The organism is Bacillus sp. ChL18 (assembly GCF_026241425.1).
Taxonomy (GTDB): Bacteria; Bacillota; Bacilli; order Bacillales; family Bacillaceae; genus Bacillus; species Bacillus velezensis.
Map to the genome: position 1 here is coordinate 1,859,798 of NZ_JAPHWE010000001.1, position 19,938 is coordinate 1,879,735.

Consider the following 19,938-nt stretch of genomic DNA (forward strand, 5'->3'; position numbering starts at 1 on the left):
TCATCCTGTATGAAAGAAGAAATTCCGGCAATATCTTTTCTGTCAGCCGGCAAACGCTTTGAACAAAACAATACGTCCTTTGATGTCCTAAGCCGTGTAACCGGACATATTCAAAAAGGTTCTATCACGGCGTTGATAGGGCCTTCCGGCGCGGGAAAAAGCACATTGCTGTCGCTGTGCAATCTGATGAATACACCTGATGAAGGGGAAGTGCTTGTATTCGGAAAAGAAATAAGACACTGGGACATCAGAGAGCTCAGAAAAACCGCAGGCCTTGCATTTCAATCAGCTCCCGTCCTCGAGGGAACGGTGCGGGACAACCTTCTGCTCGCAGAAAAACTCCACGGGGCGCAGCACTATACCCCTGAAGAGCTCGCAGATTTTACAGATCTTCCGCGCGGGCTTCTGGATCGGAATGCAAAAGAATTATCCGGCGGGCAGCGGCAGAAGCTCTCATTAGCGCGAACCCTCGCCGGACTGCCGTCCATCCTGCTGCTGGATGAAATCACCTCGGCGCTGGACCCGTCATCCGTTCTCATCATTGAGAAACTGATGACGAAACTCCATCGGCAAAAACAGCTGACGATCCTGTGGATCACCCATAACCTTGAACAAGCGGAACGATTATCCGATACAGTATGGTTTATGGCTGAGGGACGGCTTTTAGAAACCGCGGAAACGAAAACGTTCTTTAAGGAACCGAAACATGAAAAGGCCCGGGCGCTTTTACAAGGGAGCGGGTGCTGATATGAATGAACTTTCTCTGTTATTGACAAGTATATTTGTCATTATCGCTTTATTCCTGTCTAAATCTTTTAAAGCCGGCGTCGAAAAGGATATGATCGTCGCAACCGTCAGGGCCGTCATTCAGCTGCTTATCATCGGCTATGTGCTGTCGCTGATTTTTCGCGGTGATCACCCGATATTTATCATATTAATGGTGCTTCTCATGCTCACGGCCGCTTCGCACAATGTCTCCAAACGGAAAAAAATGCGGATCGGCTCATTTTGGCGCGTTTTTCTGACACTGGCGATCGCGGAAGTTGTGACGCAGGGACTTTTACTGACCCTGCATATCATTCCGTTCACTTCAAGATATGTCATACCGATAAGCGGCATGGTCATCGGAAACGCCATGGTGCTCTCAAGCCTGTTTTTAAGCCGGCTCAGTTCGGAAGCGGATCTGCGGAAAGAAGAAATCCAGCTGATTCTCTCTCTCGGAGGAACGCCTAAGCAGGCCGTCCGGCAGATATTGACGTCCAGTATGAAGCTCAGTATGATCCCGACGCTTGAAAGCCAGAAAACATTGGGTCTCGTTCAGCTTCCCGGCATGATGACGGGGCAGATTTTAGCGGGGGCTGATCCGATACAGGCGGTGCGCTTTCAGCTGCTGATCGTTTTTACAACGATGGCCTCCGCTCTTCTTACATGTATCATACTCAGCGCCTTGACATATCCTTCCCTTTTCACGGAACACTGGCAATTAAAAAAATTCAGCAGGGAAGCATAGGCTTTTTTCCCTGCTGAATAATTATTTATGACAAGGTCAGAGATTCATAGTAACGGGATAATTCAATAATCATCGCTCCCATCCGCTCAATGTCCGGAGCAAGGACCCTCTTTACCCCTTCATCCCGGATCGCTTCAGCCGTCACTTTGCCGACTGCGGCGGCAAGCACATGTTTTTCGAATGCCTGCTGCAATTCTTTTGTGCACCCTTTTTCTTTTGCATAATCAAAGAGAGAGCGCACTTGAATGGCTGTCGTAAAACATACGGCATCAACCTCTCCGTTTAACAGCTCTCCCAGCAGTTTATCGACCGTCTCCCTTTCCGGCGGAATATGCTGATACGGGAGAACAGGGAATACCTCCGCTCCGTTTTTCTCAAGGAACTCCGTTAAGACCGGCGCTTTTTCGCCATGAAGCTGTATCATGACTTTTTTATCTTTAAAGTCAAATCGTTCCAAGGAGCGGATCAGCCCTCTTGTTGTACCGTCTTCATCTGAGGCATGCGGCGTGATGCCGAGCTTTTTTAAGGCCGCATATGTTTTATAGCCTCTGCAGCCGATTTTCGCTTCATGAACGGCCGCTAAAAATTCTTCTTTCAGACCGATTTTTTCCGATACCGACAATAACGTTTCCGTACCGATGCCTGTGGTGAATATCGCCCAGTCGGCTTTTTGCCCGGCAAATGTTCTTACGTCGGGTTCAATTTGATCCTCCGCCAGGTATACGGTTCCTTGGAGGGAACGGACGACCGCCGTTCCGCCCTGCTTTTCTATTAATTTTGTGATCTCTTCTGTTTTCCGCGAACCGCCGATGGCAATCCGTTTCCCGTTCAATCCTTTTCCCATCGCTGTTTTCTTCTTCCCTTCAGATGCCGGGCGCCCTATGGCAGGCCGTCATTTATTTCTATTATTGTTACGCAATCAGCCGGGAAAATCAAGCTATGCTCCCGTTGAATCCCTCGTGCAGTTGCTGTATCATTAACCGGGCAGAACGATTTGATTCGCGGAGGGATTTTCAATCATGGAAACAAAAAAAGAGTTCGAGACAAAAGGATACGATACTTCGGTCATTTATGAGTTCAATGAATATCCTGATGTTCACAGCGGCCGATGTGACAATTGCGACTACACGCTGTTTAAAAGCTCAGTGAAGGGCGGAAAATTTTTGAGGGAATGCCGGAGATGCGGCATGAAGAAAAACATATAACAAAACAGGCAGCCGTCTTCCGATGCGCTGCCTGTTTCTCAATCAATTTTCGACGGCCGCCGTTTTCAAAAATTCTTCAATGGCGCAAACAGCCTGTTTGGAGCCGCCGGTTTCTTCTATTTTCTGCTGCATGCTTTTCACGCGGCTGAGGATGTTCTTATCGCCGTATACGTTCTGAACGTCTTTTTGCAAACGGGCCACAGTGACTTCTTTCGGCGGCAGATGCACGCCAAGCCCCAATTCATCCACACGCTTTGCGGTGACCTCTTGTTCGTGCATTTGCGGAACGACAACGAGCGGGACACCCGCATTCATTGCTTCCATTGTACTGTTCATCCCGCCGTGAGATACGAACAGCTTTGCTTTCTCCAGCACATCAAGCTGAGGAACGTGCTGGCGGATGATAAAGTGATCGGGGACATCCGAAAAACTTTCCGGATCAATTGTTGTGCCGACTGACATAATAACCCGCCAGTCCGAGTCCCGAAACGCGTCAATACACATCCGGTAAAATTCAGGCCAGGCGTTAAACGCCGTTCCCAGTGAGATGAGCATAAGCGGACGGTCATCGGCTGCATCAATTTCCAGACTTCCCGTATTTGTGCGTTCTCCAAGAGACGGACCCACAAAACAGAAACGTTCGTCAAAGGTTTCCTGTTTCGGCTGAAAGGCTCTTGGCATAAAGACGATATTCAATTTTTCAGGCATAAAAAACTCTTCCATTGTCATCCGTTTCAATTGTTCATTTTCAATCTGCTCCTGGTATTCTTCTATCGCCTGTTTGGCCGCTTCCAGTGTTTCTTCGTCTCTTCCTAATTGAAAATACTCATTCATTGCATAGCTCGGGCAGAACTTTACGGCCGGGATGCCGCCATTATCCGCAAACAATTTTCCGGCAAGAGCTAAAAAATCAAACAGGACGATGTCAGGAAGGTCGTCTTTGTACAGCTCTTCCAGCTGCGGAAGCACTTCAACCGCTTCTTCCAGAAACATCACAAACGCGTCATTTTTGTTTACCCGTTCTTTTATCGTCTCCGGGTCCGCCTTTATGCTTGTGCGGTATAAAACGGGAATGGCGCCCGTTTTGGCAACGGAAGCTTCAAATTCCTCAGTCGTAGCGAATGTCACTTTATACCCGCGATTGACAAGTTCCTCGGCTACGGGCAGCGTGGGATTGACATGACCGTGAGCGGCCACATTAATAATGGCGATGTGTGTTTTTCTCATCTTTTTTCTTCTCCCTCATTTTCATTTATCTCCGCTTCTAAAGACTCCAGCCCGTACATGACACTGTTTCGGATCGGCTCAATCCGGACGGGCTCAAGGTGTGAAAAGGCTTTTACAATTCCTTTCAGCGCGGCTTCCGCTTCAAGTCTGGCAAGCGGTGCGCCTAAGCAGAAGTGTACGCCGAATCCGAAGGAAAGGTGCGGATTCGATTGGCGATGAATATCAAATACGCCCGCCTTCTCAAATTTGTTTTCATCACGGTTGGCAGATGCAACGTAGCAGAGAACGATCTCCCCGCTTTTCAAGCGGCGTCCGCGCAGTTCAGTGTCGTGCCGGACCGTCCTTCTGACAAACGGAGCGGGAGCGCGAAAACGCAGCGTTTCTTCCACCGTTTGCGCGATGAGAGAAGGGTCCTGTCTCAGCTCTTCATAAAGGCCGGGCGTCTCTAATATGCTGTAAACCGCATTTGAAATGAGATTAGTCGTTGTTTCATTTCCCGCCACTAAAAGCAGGTTGCAAAACGGGATCAGATCTTCTGCCGTGAGCTTCTCTCCCTCTTCTTCCTCTTTTATCAAAATAGAAATAATGTCTTGGCCGGGCTTTTTTCGTTTGCTTTCTATTATTTCCGCAAAAAATGCCGCCAGCTCCGCCTCACATTGGTCACGTTCCTGCTGATTTTTCTCCGCCGCTTCAGGGCTCGCATCTTTCGGCATGCTGACGAGAATGTCCGACCATTTTTTAAACTGATCCATACGTTCGGACGGAACGCCTAATAATTCTGAAATCACCATGACCGGCAAAGGGTAAGAGAGATCTTTAACGATATCAATCCGCCCTTTGTTCTTTGCCTGTTTCAGGAGATGATCGGTAATGTCTTTAATTCTCGGTTCCCATTCCTTCAAGACGCGGGGAGTGAAAGCGCGATTGACGGCAGATCTGATTTGGGTATGCTTCGGCGGGTCCATATTCAGCATGGACTTTGCAATCGAGCTTTTCACATCAGTCATGAGGCTTGAGAACGTCTCTTTATCACTGATGACTTTTTTGACATCATCGTATAAAAACACACTCCAAACCTTCGTTTCTTCATCAAAGTGTATAGGGCTTTCCCGTCTCATTTTTTCGTACCAAGGAAAAGGGTTGTATACGTCCAGGCCGTTTTTTCCTTTCATCAGGGTTCTTTGGATGGCTTGTCTCGTGCTCCTCAGCTTACTCATGTTTCATCACTCCTGATTGTTTCATATTTGAATAGTTGACGTATCTTGAATTTTATCCTAGCACATATTTTCAATTTTTTTCTATTCATAACCTGAACTATTAACATAACACAACAAAAGTCATGAATCCGGAGGTGAAATTTCTCCCAAGAAAATAGCAGAAGCGCACAAAAAACCCGAGCCTTCGGCCAGGCTCGGGAGAAATGTTCACTCATTCGTCTGCGGTTTCTGGTGCTGCTTTTGGTCTTCAGGAGGCTGCGTATTTCTTTCCATATCGTCCGTATCAGCGCCCATGCCTTTCAGGAAAGAAAACAGCAGAGTGACGGCCTTGTTGATTTCCGGGTCTTTTAAAGCGCGGACGATATCAAAATACCCCGTCTTCCTGCCGCTGTCTTTTTCCTCGACGGCCTTTGTGACGCCCGCATTGATTTTAACGATAAACGGCTCAAGCTGTTTTACATCGAGCATGCCGAGAACGCCGCTTAACAGCAGGAGATTTTTCAGCATATTGGCCGTTTCCGGAGTATTCGCCTTCTTCACCAGGATATCCATCACTTTGTCTCCCTGGCCGAAGAGCCCGCGCAGAAGCGCCAAAACGCCGCGCTCGTTCATGTGCTGAAGAATGTGCAGAGATTCCAAAATCGCGTCTTTATTTCGTAAAAGAGCCGTCTCGATCTCTTCTAAGTCCTTTTTTCGTTTGTCTTCTTCTGTGACGGTCTGTTTTCGGATGCCGCTGATTGCTTTAGCCATTTTGCTGTTTCCCCCTTTTTACGGCGTCTCCCGGAAATACATAATCTTTACGCGCCCATTTCCGCTCAACCCGGACACCGATCTGCGGCTGCGGGTTTCCATAACGGAAATTGATTTTCGGAAGCGGATTAACGCCTTCTTTTTTCAAAATCTCCATCTTCGCTGATGTTTCTTTATAAGCCGGTGTATCGGTATCCTTATCCGCATAGCTGCTGGTCAAAAGGTTAATGGCGGCATCTTTTGAATCGTTCATCGGAAGATAGACTTGTTTGCCTTTTACCCTGTCTGTGATGACGCATTTGACTTTCACATTTCCGTACGGTGAAGTCAGACGGACAAGCGTTCCGTCTTCCAGCCCTCTTTCTTCGGCGAGTTCGGGCGAGACCTCAAGGAACACACTCGGTGTTTTTTCGGATATTCCTTTTGATCGGTAAGTTAGATTCCCTTCGTGAAAATGCTCGAGCAGCCTTCCGTTATTCACATGGATATCATATTCTTCATCAAATTCTTTCGGCTCGGTCCACTGAACGGGATATAGAATCGCTTTGCCGTCTGAAAACGGGAACTTATCCGTAAATAAAAGCGGTGAATCGGTTCCGTCCGCTGCAACCGGCCATTGCAGTGAATTGTAGCCTTCGAGACGTTCGTAAGTGACGCCTGCGTAGAGCGGCGAAAGCATCGCCGCTTCTTCCATAATGTCTGCCGGATGTTCATAGTGCCAATCAGCGCCCAGACGGTTGGCGATGTCCGTAATGATCTGCCAATCAGGCTTTGAATCTCCCAGCGGTTCAAACACTTCGTAAAGGCGCTGCACCCTCCGTTCCGTATTCGTAAACGTCCCTTCTTTTTCAAGGCTCGGGCTTGCCGGAAGCACGACATCGGCGAACTCGGCCGTACGCGAAAGAAAGATATCCTGCACAACGAAGAAATCAAGCTTTTCAAATGCGGCATGAACATGGTTAATATTGGAGTCGACAAGCCCCATTTCTTCCCCTTTTAAATACATGGACTTCAGTTTTCCTGAGTGGATGCCTTCGATCATTTCATGATTTGTCATTCCGATTTCTTTCGGCAGGTCTGTTCCCCAGCCCTGTTCATACTTTTTGCGGGCTTTTTCATCCGTTACTTTTTCATAGCCGGGGAAGCTGTCAGGCATACTGCCGAAATCACTGGCGCCCTGCACGTTATTATGGCCCCGAAGCGGATATGAGCCTGCGCCGGGCTTGCCGTAATTCCCGGTCACAAGAAGCATGTTGGAAATGGCCGTGCTCGTATCACTTCCTCCGATATGCTGGGTGACACCCATCGCCCACAGTGCGCACACGCTGCCGGCTTCATGAATCATCCGGGCCACTTTGATTAGGGTATCCTTATCCACACCGGTATGTTTTTCCGCATATTCCATTGTATAAGGTTCAAGGCTTTTCACGAATTCATCTAATCCGTTCACTCTCTCCTTCAGAAATGCAGTATCCGCCAAATCGTGATCAAGCAGATACTTCGATACGGCATTCAGCCAGACAATATCTGATCCGGCACGCGGCTGGAAAAACACATCGGAGCGCTCGGCCATTTCATGTTTTCGCAAGTCAGCGACGACGAGCTTCTGTCCGTGCAGCTTATGAGAACGTTTAATGCGTGTGGACAGGACGGGGTGAGACTCAGACGTATTTGAACCGATTATCAGCACGAGCTCAGCTTTTTCTATATCTGTAATCGACCCTGAATCACCGCCGTATCCGACCGTTCTGAACAATCCGGCCGTGGCGGGAGACTGGCAGTAGCGTGAGCAGTTGTCGACATTATTTGTGCCGATGACAGCTCTTGCAAGCTTCTGCATCACGTACGATTCTTCATTCGTGCATTTGGAAGATGTGATAAAGGCAAGCGCGTCCGGGCCGAAATGTTCTTTTATATCGGTAAATTTATCAGCGATCAGCTGCAGCGCTTCATCCCATTCCGCCTCCCGAAACGATTCTCCTTCCCGGATAAGCGGTTTGGTAAGGCGCTTTTCACTATTGACGAAATCCCAGCCGAATTTCCCTTTTATACACGTTGAAATGCCATTTGCGGGCGCCTCGGCCTGAGGTTCTACCTTTAAAATGTCTCTTCCTTTCGTCCAAATATCAAAACTGCAGCCGACACCGCAGTAAGTGCATACGGTTTTCGTTTTTTTGATTCTTTCATCCCGCATGGCCGATTCCATATCCGATATGGCCAAAATTGATCCGTATCCGGTTTCGACGCCTTTTGTGATGTCAATCATCGGCCGAAGCGTCTCTTGGTTAATGCCTGTTAAATACCCCGCTTCGCCTTCCATACCTTTTTCCATCATGGCATTACACGGACATACCGTCGAGCAATGTCCGCAGGAAACACATGATGATTCATTGATCGGCACATCCTGATCCCAAATGACCCGCGGGCGTTTCCGCTCCCAATCAATGCTTAACGTTTCGGTTACCTGTACGTCCTGACAGGCTTCGACGCAGCGTCCGCACAAAATGCACTGGTCGGGATCATATCGGTAAAACGGATTTGATTCATCTTTAGGATACGGTTTTTGATCGAACGGAATGCTTTGATGATTGATTTTCATTTCCTTTACGGTATTATGTACTTCGCAGCTCCCATTGTTGTAATCACAGACCGTGCAGTACAATTCATGGTTGTGCAAAATGTTGTCCATGCCGATAATCTGCGCTTTTTTCACATCAGACGAAAGCGTATCGATGACATCTCCGTCCTTTATTTGCGCGGAACACGAACGCACCAGTTCCCCGTTAACATTGACGATACAGGTATCGCATGTTTCAATCGGCCCGAGACTCGGATGATAACACACATGCGGCACGTCAATTGAACTATTATTCAAAAGCTGCAAAACGGTTTGACCGTCCGGCGCTTCCATTTCAACCCCATTGATTGTAACCTTCTTTGTATCAGCCATTTTCTTTTCCCCTTTCTGTACCCCTCTATACATCCTCTATGATTCCCAACCGGCCTTTCACTAAAACATCTCGTTTATCTCAGGAAACATACGGGTATGAGCGGTAAAAAGGAGGCGTTCACATATGTTGAAGAAAAAAACACTCGCCACGGGATTGTCGGCAGTGATGCTCACGGGATGCGCATTCGGCGCAGAAGCATTTTCAGATACACAGCCCGTCCATGCCGCAGCCGCTTCAAAAACGGAAAACCAGCGTGCACAAGAACTGGTGAACAGCCTTTACCAATCGGCGTTTAAAGGGGAAATGCCGCAAAATGTGAAAGGCCTGAAAATCAACCAAAGCACAAGACAGGACGTTTACGATAAAATCGGCGAGCCGGAACAAAAAGCAGACAGCCGCAATCCATTTGATTTATACAGCTGGAACATGGGAAACCCCGGTTATGGATTTTCCTATCATAAAAACGGAAAAATCTCGGAAATACGCTATTTCGGAACAGGGGTCGAGCGGCGCTTAAACCTCGGCGGCGTCACACCTGACGTCTTAAGCAAACAAATCGGCAGCGCTGACAAAATCCTGACAGTGCCAAAAACGGGCGAAACAGATTACGTCTACCATACGGGGCAGTATGAGCTCCGCTTCGTCATCGGCAGTGACCAAAAAGCAGACCACGTCAACCTAAAAGCCAGATAACGCAAAAAAAGCGGCCTCCCGGGCCGTTTTTTCATAGACAGCTTCTCCGTCGTTCCTTACAATACATGGGAGTACAAAAAAAGGGGAACAGTTTGAAGTGAATAGACATCCATTGACATACGGAATATGTACCGTTTTTATCATCGCCCTCGGTTTGCTGTCCAGAACCGCATACATCACCGCCCTATTGCCCGGCATCATAAACGCTTATTTAGGAGATGCCTTGTGGGCGGCAATGATTTTTACAGGATTCGGGCTTTTATTTCGGCACATCCGGACGGAAACAGCCGCTATCCTGAGCCTCTCGTTTTGCTGTCTGATTGAATGCAGCCAGCTGTATCACGCGCCTTGGATTGACTCAATCAGAAGCAGCACGCTCGGCGGGCTGATCCTCGGCTGGCAATTTGTCTGGAGTGACATTTTCGCCTATACCCTCGGGGTATGCGCTGCCGCATTTTTAGAATGGGCCGTAAAAAGAAACCGCCAGTCCCCTTCATAATCGGAGCATGCCGCCGATATGAAGGGATAAGGAGGTGGAAGCTATGGATATCCCTGCGTTATCAATCGCTATGCACCAGGCATCTCTGGCGCAGAATGTAAATATCGCTTTAACAAAAACGGTCATGCAGCATGCACAGGCTGCGGCGGAAGAAACAGTGAAAATGCTGCCGTCCCAGCACCCGACTGCCGGCCATTCAATTGATGTGAAAGTGTAAAAAAAGATGCCGGATGATAACCGGCGTCTTTTTTTTGCCCGTTGTACGTACACCATACCGGGCATACAGGAATAAGGTAAACGGAACCATCATTTGAAAAGGAGGTTTTCCTCTTGTACGATCCTTTCTATCATGAAGACACAGCCGAGAGCCACGAACGGGTGCCATATCATTATCCGCGGCCGCCTTATTATTTCCCCAGACCATATCCATACTATCCGCGGCCGCCTTATTATTTCCCCAGACCGTATCCATACTATCCGCGGCCGTATATCCCGTTCTATCCCTGGTATTAATGTTTGAAAAGAAATGACCGCAGACAGGAGGCTTCCCCTGTCTGCTATTCAACTTTGACCGACAGAATATACGGGAGAGCTTGAACTTTTTCCATTACCGCCGCTTTCCCGCTTTTGCTTTTCACCCTTCCCTTCACTTCAAGCACCGCCTTATTCAATTCATAGGACGTAATAAGAATTCCTTTTTCCTCAAGAGAAGTTAAAATATCATGCATGACGGCTTTCTCCTCAATCCTGAAACTGACAGACAAAGAATGCGCCGCCGGTTTAAACAGAAAATTTAACAGTTCAAGCCCGATTAACGCCAAAATCGTGCCGCTGATGCCAATGACATACATACCTGCCCCGATCGTCAGCCCGATCCCCGACGTAGCCCAAATCCCCGCGGCCGTCGTAAGCCCCCGCACGACATGCCGCTGCAAAATAATCGTGCCGGCTCCTAAAAATCCGACGCCGCTGACGACCTGCGCCGCCACCCGGCTCGGATCAAAGGACGTATGGCTGTTGGATAACAAATCAAAAAAGCCGTATTTGGAAACGATCATCATCAAGGCGCTGCCGACGGCCACTAAAAAATGCGTCCTCAAACCGGCTTCCTTCGCCCTGAATTCTCTCTCCAATCCAATAAGAGCCCCAAGCAGACCCGCAACCGCCAGACGAATCACAAAATCAAGTTCCATCCGTCTCTCTCCTTTCCTTATCTTCTTACCCGCTTTTTATCCCCCGTATCTTTTTCAATCAGCACAAGACTGCCCTGCTGAAAAAACTGCATTTGAATATATACTTTGGTTCTTTATCATATTGTCAGCGCCCTTATTTATATGCGGAAGGCATTAAGCTGAATTTTCCAAAATAAAGGAGATAACTTATTGAGAGTATATTAAACAAGTTTATTCGTTGAAGCTGCGGCCGCTTGTCTCTTCCAATCTTCTCTCAAAACAGAACGAATGCCGCTCCCTCATGCTCAAAAATTGCTTTCAATCCGCAAAAATATATCGTAATATAAGATATAATCTTAATAAACGATAGAAGGTGGATGATGATGTCAAACAAAATAATCCGATTAAATGACCTCTGGACAGATATTTACTACCGGCTCCGTTATCAGCACCATGAAAAAATTACTCACCAAGGTGTACGGATTCTGCAAGTCATTCAAAAAGAGAAGGCAGTCGGAATAAAAGACATTGCCGAAGCGATTCAAGTATCACATAATACCGCTTCGGAACATATAAAGCGGTTACTGCAGAAAAAGTACGTTTATAAAACCAGAAGTGTTGAGGATGAGCGGAAAGTCATTTTAAAACTTACCAGTTTGGGGGCGGATGTCCTTTACCGGCATTCCGGTCTTGATGAAGAAAAGCTTAAACAGCTTCTTTTTGACAGCATGAATAATGAAGAAAGAACACTTGTCTTAAAAGCATTCAGTTTGATGAAGGAGCGTGCTGAAGATGTTTACGATCGTTAAAATCATTGTCTCCGCTGCTATTATTGGGATTATCACTGAAATATCAAGAAGAAGCCCGAGTTATGGAGGTCTTATAGCGGCTTTACCAATTGTCAGTATGCTGAGCATGGTTTGGCTGTACATCCAAGGCGAAACGAAGGAGACATTAAGTCATTTTGCATTCAGCGTGGCTTCCGGCATCCCCTCCACAATCATTATGCTGGTCATTATCGGCATCGCCCTTCGCCATTCACTGTCTTTCATTGCCGCATCAGGGCTTGGTCTTACAGGATGGCTGGTTTTCTTGTATGCTCAGGATTTTATCGTAAAACATATAAACAGTCAGCAATAAGCACCTTAGCGCTTGTTTGTAAATACGAGGAATTAAAAAAACAGGGATACCCCTGTCTTAAAAGTGACTCCGATTAAAAAGCGAAACCCCTTTCTTCACGAAAAGCAGACACCGCCGAACACAAAATCATCCCGTGTTGCGAACGGAGTCCGCAGCCTGTACAGCCATACCCGTGTGAAAACCGGCTGATCTCTCAAACAGAATGTCCGGCAATCACCTCAAAAAATGAGGTGAAATCTGTCAGTATCCCGTCACCCGCCAGCTGTTTTTCTTCAAATAGCGCGCGGTTTTTTCCGAGCGGATCAATGGCCATAATCTTGCCTGCACCTGCTTTTTTCGCCGCTGTGAGCCCCGAAAAGGCATCTTCAATGACTAAGCAATCTTCAGGTCTGAGGCCTAACTTTTCCGATGCGATGAGAAAAATATCCGGCGCCGGTTTTCCGGGGAAGCTCCCGTCATCAAACGTGACTTTGTCAAAATCAAACCACCGATCCAACTGAAAGACGTCAAAGTAAAACTCGACATTTTCCTTTACCGTAGCCGTGGCAATGGTCATCGGCGTTTCTGATTTTTTCAGATGGTTCAATACACCGGTCAGTCCTTTCGTCAGCTTTAACTCATCTTTGTTTTCAAGGCATAATTCTCTGTAGTAGGCTTCTTTTTCAAAAGACAGCTTCTCGATTTCTTCATTTGTTAAATCGCCGGAAATAAAATACGTCAGGATTTCACTGTTTGTTCTCCCATGAATGTTAACGAAAATGTCTTCATCAGAAATGGTTTTCGGTGCGTATTTTTTCACCATGAAAAACCATGCTTTTTCGTGCAGATGCGAATCTTGAAACATCGTGCCGTTGAAATCAAAAATAACCCCTTTCATCGAACCGCCCGCCTTTTTATTTTTTTGCGATTTTGACATCTACATATTGCTCGTAATGAATTTGAACATCTTTCATCACTTTATCATCCGTAATCAGATAATCCATATCATGCAAGTTATAGAACACGTAAAAATCTTCCCGGTTGAATTTTTTATTATCCGCCAGCAAAAATTTCGTCCGCGAATTATTCAGCGCGATTTGATGGGCTTCCCCTTCTTCAATGCTGTAAGAAGAAATCTCATCATTATGTATGCCGTTGGCGCTGATGAAGGCTTTCGTAAAATTGAATTTCTGCAGATTGCCGTTCACGATGGGCCCGACGAAGGCACCGGTATTTTTCCGGAAATCGCCGCCAATCAGGATGGTATCCGCAGTGTCACCATGTTTTAAAATATCAAATACGGGATAGTTGTTTGTGATAATCCTGATTCGCTTATGCAGCAGGTGTTTGGCTAAAAGTTCAATCGTCGTGCCGGGCCCTAAAAAAACGGTATCGCCGTCATTTACATATGAAGCTGCGAGTTCCGCGATCTTCTCCTTCTCCTCCATTTGAACACCCAGTTTTTCATTATGCGATAATTCGTGATCAATGGAATAAGATATGCTCTGTGCGCCTCCGTGAATACGTACGATTTTTCCGGCCTTATCCAGCTCGTCCAGATCTCTTCTCACTGTCATATCAGAAACATCCAGTTCATCGATAATATCACTCACCGTAATAAACCCCCGCGAGTTTACGATATCGATGATTTTTAAAAGACGCTCTTTTTTTAACATGTTCAATCATCCCCTCAACTTTACACACAATCTAACACACCGCGGCAATCCGGTCAACAAAAACAAACACCAACAAACAACATAATCAACATATAAACAACGAAAAACTTATAAAATCCCTATTAAAACAGATTTTATTTCTTTATGAAGCTATTGACAACAAAAATGTATGCGTTTACTATTAAACAAAAGATAACAATTACGAACATTAACAAACTTCAATTCACACATTGGCGAAGGAGGATTCAGCAATGCTCAAATTACCTCATGACTTTATTTTCGGCGGGGCGACTGCGGCATATCAAGCGGAAGGCGCCACAAAAGAAGGCGGCAAAGGGCCTGTGGCCTGGGATGAGTTTCTTGAAAAACAGGGAAGATTCAGCCCTGATCCGGCAAGTGATTTTTACCGCCAGTTTCCGGAAGATATTAAACTATGTGAAAAATTCGGAATAAACGGCATCCGCCTTTCTATAGCCTGGACGAGAATTTTCCCTGACGGCACGGGCAAAATCAATCAGGAAGGTGTTGATTACTATCATCGTATTTTCTCAGAGTGCCATAAACGCAACGTCACCCCTTTTGTCACGCTGCATCATTTCGATACACCGAAAGGATTGTTTGATCAGGGAGACTTTCTCAACCGCGCTGCAATAGAAGCGTTTGTCAGCTATGCGGAGTTTTGCTTTAAAGAATTCAGCGAAATCAGATATTGGAGCACGTTTAACGAAATTTATCCCACAGCCACCAACCAGTATTTACTCGGGGTTTTTCCGCCATCTATTAAAGGTGATATCACAAAAGTCATTCAATGCCTCCATCACATGATGGTAGCGCATGCGATGACCGTCAATCTTTTTAAAGACGGCGGCTATCCGGGAGAAATCGGTGTCGTCCACTCATTGGAAACAAAATATCCCGCCAGTGACTCAGAAAAAGACCGCCACGCCTGTTTTCTGGATGACGCGTTATCCGTGAGATTCCTCCTCGACGCCACCTACCTCGGCTATTATTCTGAGGAAACCATGCGGGCTCTGGATGAAATCTGTGAGGCAAACGGCGCTTCATACGAGTTTTCAGACAGTGACTTTGACGTGATGAAAAAAGCTTCGACGCGCAATGATTATCTCGGCATCAATCATTATCAATGCCATTTCCTCAAAGCGTACGACGGAGAAACCGTTATTCACCATAACGGAACGGGCGATAAGGGCACTTCGGTCTATAAAGTAAAAGGAATCGGCGAAAGAATTTACAAAGAAGGCCTGAAGCGGACCGATTGGGACTGGCTCATCTATCCTGAAGGCATGTATGACATGCTGATGCGCATCAAACGGGACTACCCGCAATATAACAAAATTTACATTACCGAAAACGGCATGGGCTATAGAGATGAGTTTGAAGACGGCATCATTATGGATAAGGCAAGAATCGACTATTTAAAAGTCTATTTAGAAGCCGTCAGTAAAGCGATTACCGACGGAGTCAATGTAAAAGGGTACTTCTTATGGTCCTTAATGGATTTATTTTCATGGACCAACGGCTACAACAAACGTTACGGTCTTTTTTACGTCGACTTCGACACCCAAAAACGGTATCCGAAAGAATCGGCCTACTGGTACAAACTTGTAAGTGAAACAAAAACAATCATTTAACGATCATACATGGTGAAAAGAGTCTCTTTTCATCATGTGTGCCGTCTTTAGGAGGTTTTTTCATGACAAAGGAAGAATTGCAGATGCTCGGTTTTGAAATTGTCGCCTATGCCGGCGATGCCAGAAGCACTTTATTGAAAGTCCTGAAAGAAGTCCGTGCCGGAAACTTCGAAAACACGGAAGCAGCATTGAAAAGCGCCGATGAAAATTTAACCCTCGCCCACAATGCGCAAACGAAAATGTTAGCTGAAGAAGCTGACGGCAAGGACATGGAATTAGGATTCATTTTCGTTCACGGCCAGGACCACTTGATGACAACCCTTTTGCTCCGTGATCTTATTCAGGATTTTATAGAACTCTACCGAAGCCGCCGATAAGGAGTGGAAAAATGAACGGTATCATCAAGCAAATCGAAAAGGGAAAACCGTTTTTTGAAAAAATCTCAAGAAACATTTATTTAGGCGCGATCCGCGACGGTTTCTTAACGGCCATGCCTGTTATTTTATTCGCCAGCATTTTTATCCTCACCGCCGCTGTGCCGGAAGTGTTGGGTTTCACTTGGCCTAAAAGTGTTTCTGAATGGCTTTGGAAAGTTTATAACTATTCAATGGGCGCCCTCGGTCTGATCGTTGCGGCAACAAGTGCGAAATGCCTGAGTGAATCAATGAACCGAAAAATCCCGAAAAACAAAGGGATCAACCCCGTTTCAGCGATGCTTGCTTCAGTCGTCGGGTTTCTCATTTTAAGCGTCACTCAAATCGACGGCGGATTCTCCACGGAATACCTCGGCACAAAAGGTCTTTTAGCCGCTTTTGTATCCGCTTTCATAACAGTGAACGTTTACAGATTCTGCGTGCTGAAAAATATTACGATTAAAATGCCTAAAGAAGTACCGGGTACCATTTCACAAACATTTAAAGATGTTTTTCCGTTCGCTTTTTCCGTTCTGGCCATGGTAATCATTGATTTATTGATCAGGAACACGCTGAACGTATCTTTTGCAGAGGCTCTCTCCTCTCTCTTATCGCCGTTTTTTACCGCCGCAGACGGTTATCTGGGGATTTGTGTCATTTGGGGAATGATGGCGCTGTTCTGGTTTGTCGGCGTTCACGGGCCTTCTATTGTGGAGCCGGCCATTGCAGCTATTATTTACGCAAATGTGGAGGCGAACCTTCAGCTTCATAATGCCGGTGAGCAGGCGTCCAACGTGCTGACCGTCGGACTTGGGAACTTCGTCGGCACAATGGGAGGGACCGGCGCAACCCTTGTGGTTCCGTTTATCTTTCTTCTTTTCGCGAAATCCAAGCAATTGAAAGCAGTCGGAAAAGCATCCGCGGTTCCGGTGTCTTTCGCAGTAAACGAACCTCTGCTCTTTGCTGCGCCGATCATTTTAAATCCTTATTTTTTCATTCCGTTTGTTGTAACGCCGATGGTGAATGTCTGTCTGTTTAAATTTTTCGTGGATGTCATCGGAATGAACAGTTTTATGTATGTTCTTCCTTGGGCCACCCCGGCGCCCGCCGGCTTGATTCTCGGAACCGGGATGGGGCTCTCGGCTTTTGTGCTGACGGCTGTATTAATCATTGTCGATTTCCTGATATACCTGCCATTCTGTAAAGCTTATGACAAAGTATTAGCGGCGAAAGAAGCCCAACATACCGAACCTGAAAGCGCGCCGCAAACATTACAGCCCGCCATGGCCGGCGCCTCAGAAGACGCGGCCTCCGTCATCAGCACAAATTTTCAGGAATCCTCATCCGCCTTGGAACACGGCACCAATGTGTTAGTGCTGTGCGCCGGAGCGGGAACGAGCGCCATGCTTGCGAACGCACTGACAGAAGGAGCCGAAGAATACAACGTGCCGATTACCGCCTCAGCAGGCGCCTACGGTTCCCATTACGACATCATGAAAGATTTCGATATGATCATTTTGGCTCCGCAGGTCGGCTCTTATTATGATGACATTAAAGAAGATGCGGACCGCCTGCAAGTGAAACTCATCGCAACGAAAGGAGCGGAATATATCAGCCTCACCAGAAATTCACAAAAAGCCATTCAGTTCATACTGGAGCATACCTCAAAATAGAATCGGGGGTTTATCATGGATGCAAAACTTTTGAAATCAAGATTCGAAGACATTTTCCAGAGAAGTAACGGGGAACTGTTTTTCGCACCCGGCCGGATCAACCTGATCGGGGAACATACGGATTATATAGGCGGCCACGTTCTTCCATGCGCGATCACGATCGGAACTTATGCCGTATGCGCAAAACGCGAAGATCATCAGATCCGGTTATACTCAGAAAACTTTCCTGACAGCGGCATTGTCTGTCTTGATCTTTCCGCCACAGCATACAAAAAAGAAGACGGCTGGGCCAATTATCCGAAGGGGATGATCCATTACCTTCTTGAAGCCGGCTGCCAAATAGACAGCGGAGTGGATATTCTTTTTCACGGTACGATTCCAAACGGAGCCGGTTTAAGCTCCTCCGCTTCTATTGAAATGTTAACCGGCTCCATTTTAAGGAAGTTATTCAGTCTGGATGTTTCCGATACTGAACTGGCGCTTATCGGGAAAAGAGTCGAAAATGAATTTATCGGCGTGAATTCAGGCATTATGGATCAATTCGCAGTGCAAAAAGGCAAAAAGAACATGGCCATTCTGTTAAACTGCGATAAGCTTGAGCACGAAATGATTCCGGCGGCTTTTAACGGATATAAAATCGTCATTATAAATACGAACAAGCGCCGGGAGCTGGCGGCTTCAAAATATAATGAACGCCGCAGCGAATGCGACGCAGCTCTTTCAGAACTGCGGCAATATCGGAATATCGCATCACTTGCGGAATTGACGGGAGAAGAATTCAACAAACTCGAATCCCTTCTCTCCTGTGAAACTTTGCGTAAAAGAGCCCGGCACGCGGTCAATGAAAACGAGCGGACCCTCTCAGCCGCGGAGGCTCTCAAATCGAATGATTTGAAAACGTTCGGGGAGCTGATGAATGCGTCCCACCGTTCGTTACGCGATGATTATGAAGTGACCGGTGACGAATTAGACGCGCTCGCTGAAGCAGCCTGGAAAGAAGGAGCGCTCGGAGCGCGGATGACGGGCGCGGGGTTCGGAGGCTGCGCCATAGCCATTGTGGAAAGTGAAGAAACCGCCGGCTTTACCCGGGCCGTTTCATCTCACTACCGCAGCAGGACAGGTCTTGAAGCTTCTTTCTACATCGCGGATATAAGCGATGGCGCGGCTGAATGGAGGGAAAAATAAATCATGGCGATTCTCGTTCTCGGCGGAGCCGGCTATATCGGTTCTCATGCGGTTGATCAATTATTAAACAAAGGATTGAAAACGATAGCTGTGGATCATCTGCAGACAGGCCACCGGAAAGCCGTTCATGAAAAAGCAGTTTTTTACCATGGAGATATCCGTGACAAACCGTTTCTTCGCTCTGTGTTTGCGAAGGAAAACGTAACAGGCGTTCTCCATTTTGCCGCTCAATCTCTTGTCGGCGAATCAATGAAAGACCCTCTTTCATATTTCAATAATAATGTGTACGGTACGCAAATTACGCTGGAGGTCATGCAGGAATTCGGAGTCAAACACATTGTGTTTTCTTCATCCGCCGCTGTATACGGCGAACCTGAAAAAGTGCCCATCACAGAAGACATGCCGGAAAAGCCGGAAAGCGCATACGGCGAATCAAAACTCATGGCAGAAAAAATGCTGAAGTGGTGTGAAACTGCCTGCGGCATAAAGTATGTCTCGCTTCGGTATTTTAACGTTGCCGGCGCGAAAACGGACGGTTCCATCGGAGAAGATCATCATCCGGAAACCCACCTTATCCCTATCCTTTTACAAACCGCGCTCGGTCAGCGCGAGGAGGTTTTGATATTCGGCACTGACTATGATACAAAAGACGGCACGTGCATCCGCGATTATGTCCATGTTTCCGATTTAATCGATGCCCATATTCTCGCTCTGGAATATTTGCAAAACGGCGGAGACAGCGGCATTTTCAATTTAGGATCAAGCAGCGGGTTTTCCGTATCAGAAATGGCGGAAGCGGCCCGGCAAGTGACCGAAAGAGACATAAAAGTAAGAGCGGCCGCAAGAAGACCCGGTGATCCAAGCACCCTCATCGCTTCCAGCGATAAAGCGCGGAACATTCTGGGCTGGAATCCGAAACAAACGGACATATCGGAAATCATTGCGTCAGCATGGAAGTGGCATCGGCATCATCCAAACGGATACAAAGACAAATGA

Annotated in this window: 21 protein-coding genes and 1 pseudogene; 14 read left to right on the top strand and 8 right to left on the bottom strand. The window is 46.9% G+C overall.

Features of this window, described 5'->3' with window-relative positions; all coding sequences use genetic code 11:
- Positions 1–9: 9 nt before the first annotated feature.
- Together OQ477_RS09095 and OQ477_RS09100 are read left to right on the top strand one after the other, a co-directional pair.
- Positions 10–747: a phosphate ABC transporter ATP-binding protein gene (locus OQ477_RS09095; protein WP_265972150.1), complete on the top strand. Its 738-nt coding sequence runs from the start codon at positions 10–12 to the stop codon at positions 745–747.
- A 1-nt stretch (position 748) separates the two neighbouring features.
- A complete protein-coding gene (locus tag OQ477_RS09100) occupies positions 749–1,510 on the top strand; it encodes an ABC transporter permease (protein WP_265972151.1) in 762 nt (253 codons plus the stop codon).
- A gap of 25 nt (positions 1,511–1,535) precedes the next feature.
- Here the strand turns inward: OQ477_RS09100 and OQ477_RS09105 are convergent, their stop codons facing one another.
- Entirely contained in the window at positions 1,536–2,354 is an 819-nt protein-coding gene (locus OQ477_RS09105; RefSeq protein ID WP_265972152.1) for a uroporphyrinogen-III synthase, read from the bottom strand.
- Positions 2,355–2,529: 175 nt separating this feature from the next.
- Between OQ477_RS09105 and OQ477_RS09110 the strand changes: the two genes are divergently transcribed.
- The gene (locus OQ477_RS09110) at positions 2,530–2,715 is read left to right on the top strand and encodes a hypothetical protein (protein ID WP_003154919.1); all 186 of its coding nucleotides are present in this window, start codon (positions 2,530–2,532) and stop codon (positions 2,713–2,715) included.
- Between the two features lie 42 nt (positions 2,716–2,757).
- Here the strand turns inward: OQ477_RS09110 and OQ477_RS09115 are convergent, their stop codons facing one another.
- From OQ477_RS09115 to fdhF, 4 genes are all read right to left on the bottom strand, one after another.
- Positions 2,758–3,942, bottom strand: coding sequence for a macrolide family glycosyltransferase (locus tag OQ477_RS09115; RefSeq protein WP_265972153.1), 1,185 nt, complete (start codon positions 3,940–3,942; stop codon positions 2,758–2,760).
- Entirely contained in the window at positions 3,939–5,159 is a 1,221-nt protein-coding gene (locus OQ477_RS09120) for a cytochrome P450 (protein ID WP_265972154.1), read from the bottom strand. The genes OQ477_RS09115 and OQ477_RS09120 overlap by 4 nt, the downstream gene beginning before the upstream one ends.
- A 207-nt stretch (positions 5,160–5,366) precedes the next feature.
- A complete protein-coding gene (locus OQ477_RS09125) occupies positions 5,367–5,909 on the bottom strand; it encodes a DUF1641 domain-containing protein (RefSeq protein ID WP_012117344.1) in 543 nt (180 codons plus the stop codon).
- Entirely contained in the window at positions 5,902–8,859 is a 2,958-nt protein-coding gene (gene fdhF / locus OQ477_RS09130) for a formate dehydrogenase subunit alpha (RefSeq protein WP_265972155.1), read from the bottom strand. The genes OQ477_RS09125 and fdhF overlap by 8 nt, the downstream gene beginning before the upstream one ends.
- 124 nt (positions 8,860–8,983) lie before the next feature.
- Between fdhF and OQ477_RS09135 the strand changes: the two genes are divergently transcribed.
- From OQ477_RS09135 to OQ477_RS09150, 4 genes are all read left to right on the top strand, one after another.
- Entirely contained in the window at positions 8,984–9,553 is a 570-nt protein-coding gene (locus OQ477_RS09135; RefSeq protein WP_038457697.1) for a YjgB family protein, read from the top strand.
- A gap of 97 nt (positions 9,554–9,650) precedes the next feature.
- A complete protein-coding gene (locus tag OQ477_RS09140; RefSeq protein WP_265972156.1) occupies positions 9,651–10,052 on the top strand; it encodes a DUF2809 domain-containing protein in 402 nt (133 codons plus the stop codon).
- A gap of 43 nt (positions 10,053–10,095) precedes the next feature.
- Entirely contained in the window at positions 10,096–10,269 is a 174-nt protein-coding gene (locus tag OQ477_RS09145) for a YjfB family protein (RefSeq protein ID WP_012117340.1), read from the top strand.
- Between the two features lie 113 nt (positions 10,270–10,382).
- Entirely contained in the window at positions 10,383–10,565 is a 183-nt protein-coding gene (locus tag OQ477_RS09150) for a hypothetical protein (RefSeq protein WP_074534190.1), read from the top strand.
- A gap of 283 nt (positions 10,566–10,848) precedes the next feature.
- Here OQ477_RS09150 and OQ477_RS21035 read toward each other — a convergent pair.
- Positions 10,849–11,245, bottom strand: a pseudogene (locus OQ477_RS21035) (MgtC/SapB family protein); the annotation flags it as partial.
- A 362-nt stretch (positions 11,246–11,607) separates the two neighbouring features.
- Here OQ477_RS21035 and OQ477_RS09160 point away from each other — a divergent pair.
- Positions 11,608–12,033, top strand: coding sequence for a MarR family winged helix-turn-helix transcriptional regulator (locus OQ477_RS09160; protein WP_265972157.1), 426 nt, complete (start codon positions 11,608–11,610; stop codon positions 12,031–12,033).
- On the top strand, positions 12,017–12,364 hold the full coding sequence (locus tag OQ477_RS09165) for a DUF3147 family protein (protein WP_265972158.1): 348 nt from the start codon (positions 12,017–12,019) through the stop codon (positions 12,362–12,364). The genes OQ477_RS09160 and OQ477_RS09165 overlap by 17 nt, the downstream gene beginning before the upstream one ends.
- Before the next feature lie 193 nt (positions 12,365–12,557).
- On the opposite strand, the gene OQ477_RS09170 is transcribed toward OQ477_RS09165, so the two are convergent.
- Together OQ477_RS09170 and OQ477_RS09175 are read right to left on the bottom strand one after the other, a co-directional pair.
- Positions 12,558–13,241: an HAD family hydrolase gene (locus tag OQ477_RS09170; RefSeq protein WP_167409023.1), complete on the bottom strand. Its 684-nt coding sequence runs from the start codon at positions 13,239–13,241 to the stop codon at positions 12,558–12,560.
- Between the two features lie 16 nt (positions 13,242–13,257).
- On the bottom strand, positions 13,258–14,019 hold the full coding sequence (locus OQ477_RS09175) for a DeoR/GlpR family DNA-binding transcription regulator (RefSeq protein ID WP_007610724.1): 762 nt from the start codon (positions 14,017–14,019) through the stop codon (positions 13,258–13,260).
- Between the two features lie 251 nt (positions 14,020–14,270).
- Here OQ477_RS09175 and lacG point away from each other — a divergent pair, with 251 nt between their 5' ends.
- From lacG to galE, 5 genes are all read left to right on the top strand, one after another.
- Positions 14,271–15,671, top strand: coding sequence for a 6-phospho-beta-galactosidase (gene lacG, locus OQ477_RS09180; protein ID WP_265972159.1), 1,401 nt, complete (start codon positions 14,271–14,273; stop codon positions 15,669–15,671).
- A gap of 62 nt (positions 15,672–15,733) precedes the next feature.
- Positions 15,734–16,048 (top strand): PTS lactose/cellobiose transporter subunit IIA, encoded by a 315-nt coding sequence (locus OQ477_RS09185; RefSeq protein ID WP_007407323.1) that lies wholly within the window; start codon positions 15,734–15,736, stop codon positions 16,046–16,048.
- An 11-nt stretch (positions 16,049–16,059) separates the two neighbouring features.
- Positions 16,060–17,757 (top strand): PTS lactose transporter subunit IIBC, encoded by a 1,698-nt coding sequence (locus OQ477_RS09190; RefSeq protein ID WP_265972160.1) that lies wholly within the window; start codon positions 16,060–16,062, stop codon positions 17,755–17,757.
- Positions 17,758–17,772: 15 nt separating this feature from the next.
- On the top strand, positions 17,773–18,942 hold the full coding sequence (locus tag OQ477_RS09195; RefSeq protein WP_265972161.1) for a galactokinase: 1,170 nt from the start codon (positions 17,773–17,775) through the stop codon (positions 18,940–18,942).
- A gap of 3 nt (positions 18,943–18,945) precedes the next feature.
- The gene (galE, locus tag OQ477_RS09200) at positions 18,946–19,938 is read left to right on the top strand and encodes a UDP-glucose 4-epimerase GalE (protein ID WP_265972162.1); all 993 of its coding nucleotides are present in this window, start codon (positions 18,946–18,948) and stop codon (positions 19,936–19,938) included.

Excerpts from the sequence above, each read along its gene's own strand:
- OQ477_RS09095 (WP_265972150.1), top strand. The coding sequence starts at position 10 with ATGAAAGAAGAAATTCCGGCAATATCTTTTCTGTCAGCCGGCAAACGC.
- OQ477_RS09100 (WP_265972151.1), top strand. The coding sequence starts at position 749 with ATGAATGAACTTTCTCTGTTATTGACAAGTATATTTGTCATTATCGCT.
- OQ477_RS09105 (WP_265972152.1), bottom strand. The coding sequence starts at position 2,354 with ATGGGAAAAGGATTGAACGGGAAACGGATTGCCATCGGCGGTTCGCGG.
- OQ477_RS09110 (WP_003154919.1), top strand. The coding sequence starts at position 2,530 with ATGGAAACAAAAAAAGAGTTCGAGACAAAAGGATACGATACTTCGGTC.
- OQ477_RS09115 (WP_265972153.1), bottom strand. The coding sequence starts at position 3,942 with ATGAGAAAAACACACATCGCCATTATTAATGTGGCCGCTCACGGTCAT.
- OQ477_RS09120 (WP_265972154.1), bottom strand. The coding sequence starts at position 5,159 with ATGAGTAAGCTGAGGAGCACGAGACAAGCCATCCAAAGAACCCTGATG.
- OQ477_RS09125 (WP_012117344.1), bottom strand. The coding sequence starts at position 5,909 with ATGGCTAAAGCAATCAGCGGCATCCGAAAACAGACCGTCACAGAAGAA.
- fdhF (WP_265972155.1), bottom strand. The coding sequence starts at position 8,859 with ATGGCTGATACAAAGAAGGTTACAATCAATGGGGTTGAAATGGAAGCG.
- OQ477_RS09135 (WP_038457697.1), top strand. The coding sequence starts at position 8,984 with ATGTTGAAGAAAAAAACACTCGCCACGGGATTGTCGGCAGTGATGCTC.
- OQ477_RS09145 (WP_012117340.1), top strand. The coding sequence starts at position 10,096 with ATGGATATCCCTGCGTTATCAATCGCTATGCACCAGGCATCTCTGGCG.
- OQ477_RS09160 (WP_265972157.1), top strand. The coding sequence starts at position 11,608 with ATGTCAAACAAAATAATCCGATTAAATGACCTCTGGACAGATATTTAC.
- OQ477_RS09165 (WP_265972158.1), top strand. The coding sequence starts at position 12,017 with ATGTTTACGATCGTTAAAATCATTGTCTCCGCTGCTATTATTGGGATT.
- OQ477_RS09170 (WP_167409023.1), bottom strand. The coding sequence starts at position 13,241 with ATGAAAGGGGTTATTTTTGATTTCAACGGCACGATGTTTCAAGATTCG.
- OQ477_RS09175 (WP_007610724.1), bottom strand. The coding sequence starts at position 14,019 with ATGTTAAAAAAAGAGCGTCTTTTAAAAATCATCGATATCGTAAACTCG.
- lacG (WP_265972159.1), top strand. The coding sequence starts at position 14,271 with ATGCTCAAATTACCTCATGACTTTATTTTCGGCGGGGCGACTGCGGCA.
- OQ477_RS09185 (WP_007407323.1), top strand. The coding sequence starts at position 15,734 with ATGACAAAGGAAGAATTGCAGATGCTCGGTTTTGAAATTGTCGCCTAT.
- OQ477_RS09190 (WP_265972160.1), top strand. The coding sequence starts at position 16,060 with ATGAACGGTATCATCAAGCAAATCGAAAAGGGAAAACCGTTTTTTGAA.
- OQ477_RS09195 (WP_265972161.1), top strand. The coding sequence starts at position 17,773 with ATGGATGCAAAACTTTTGAAATCAAGATTCGAAGACATTTTCCAGAGA.
- galE (WP_265972162.1), top strand. The coding sequence starts at position 18,946 with ATGGCGATTCTCGTTCTCGGCGGAGCCGGCTATATCGGTTCTCATGCG.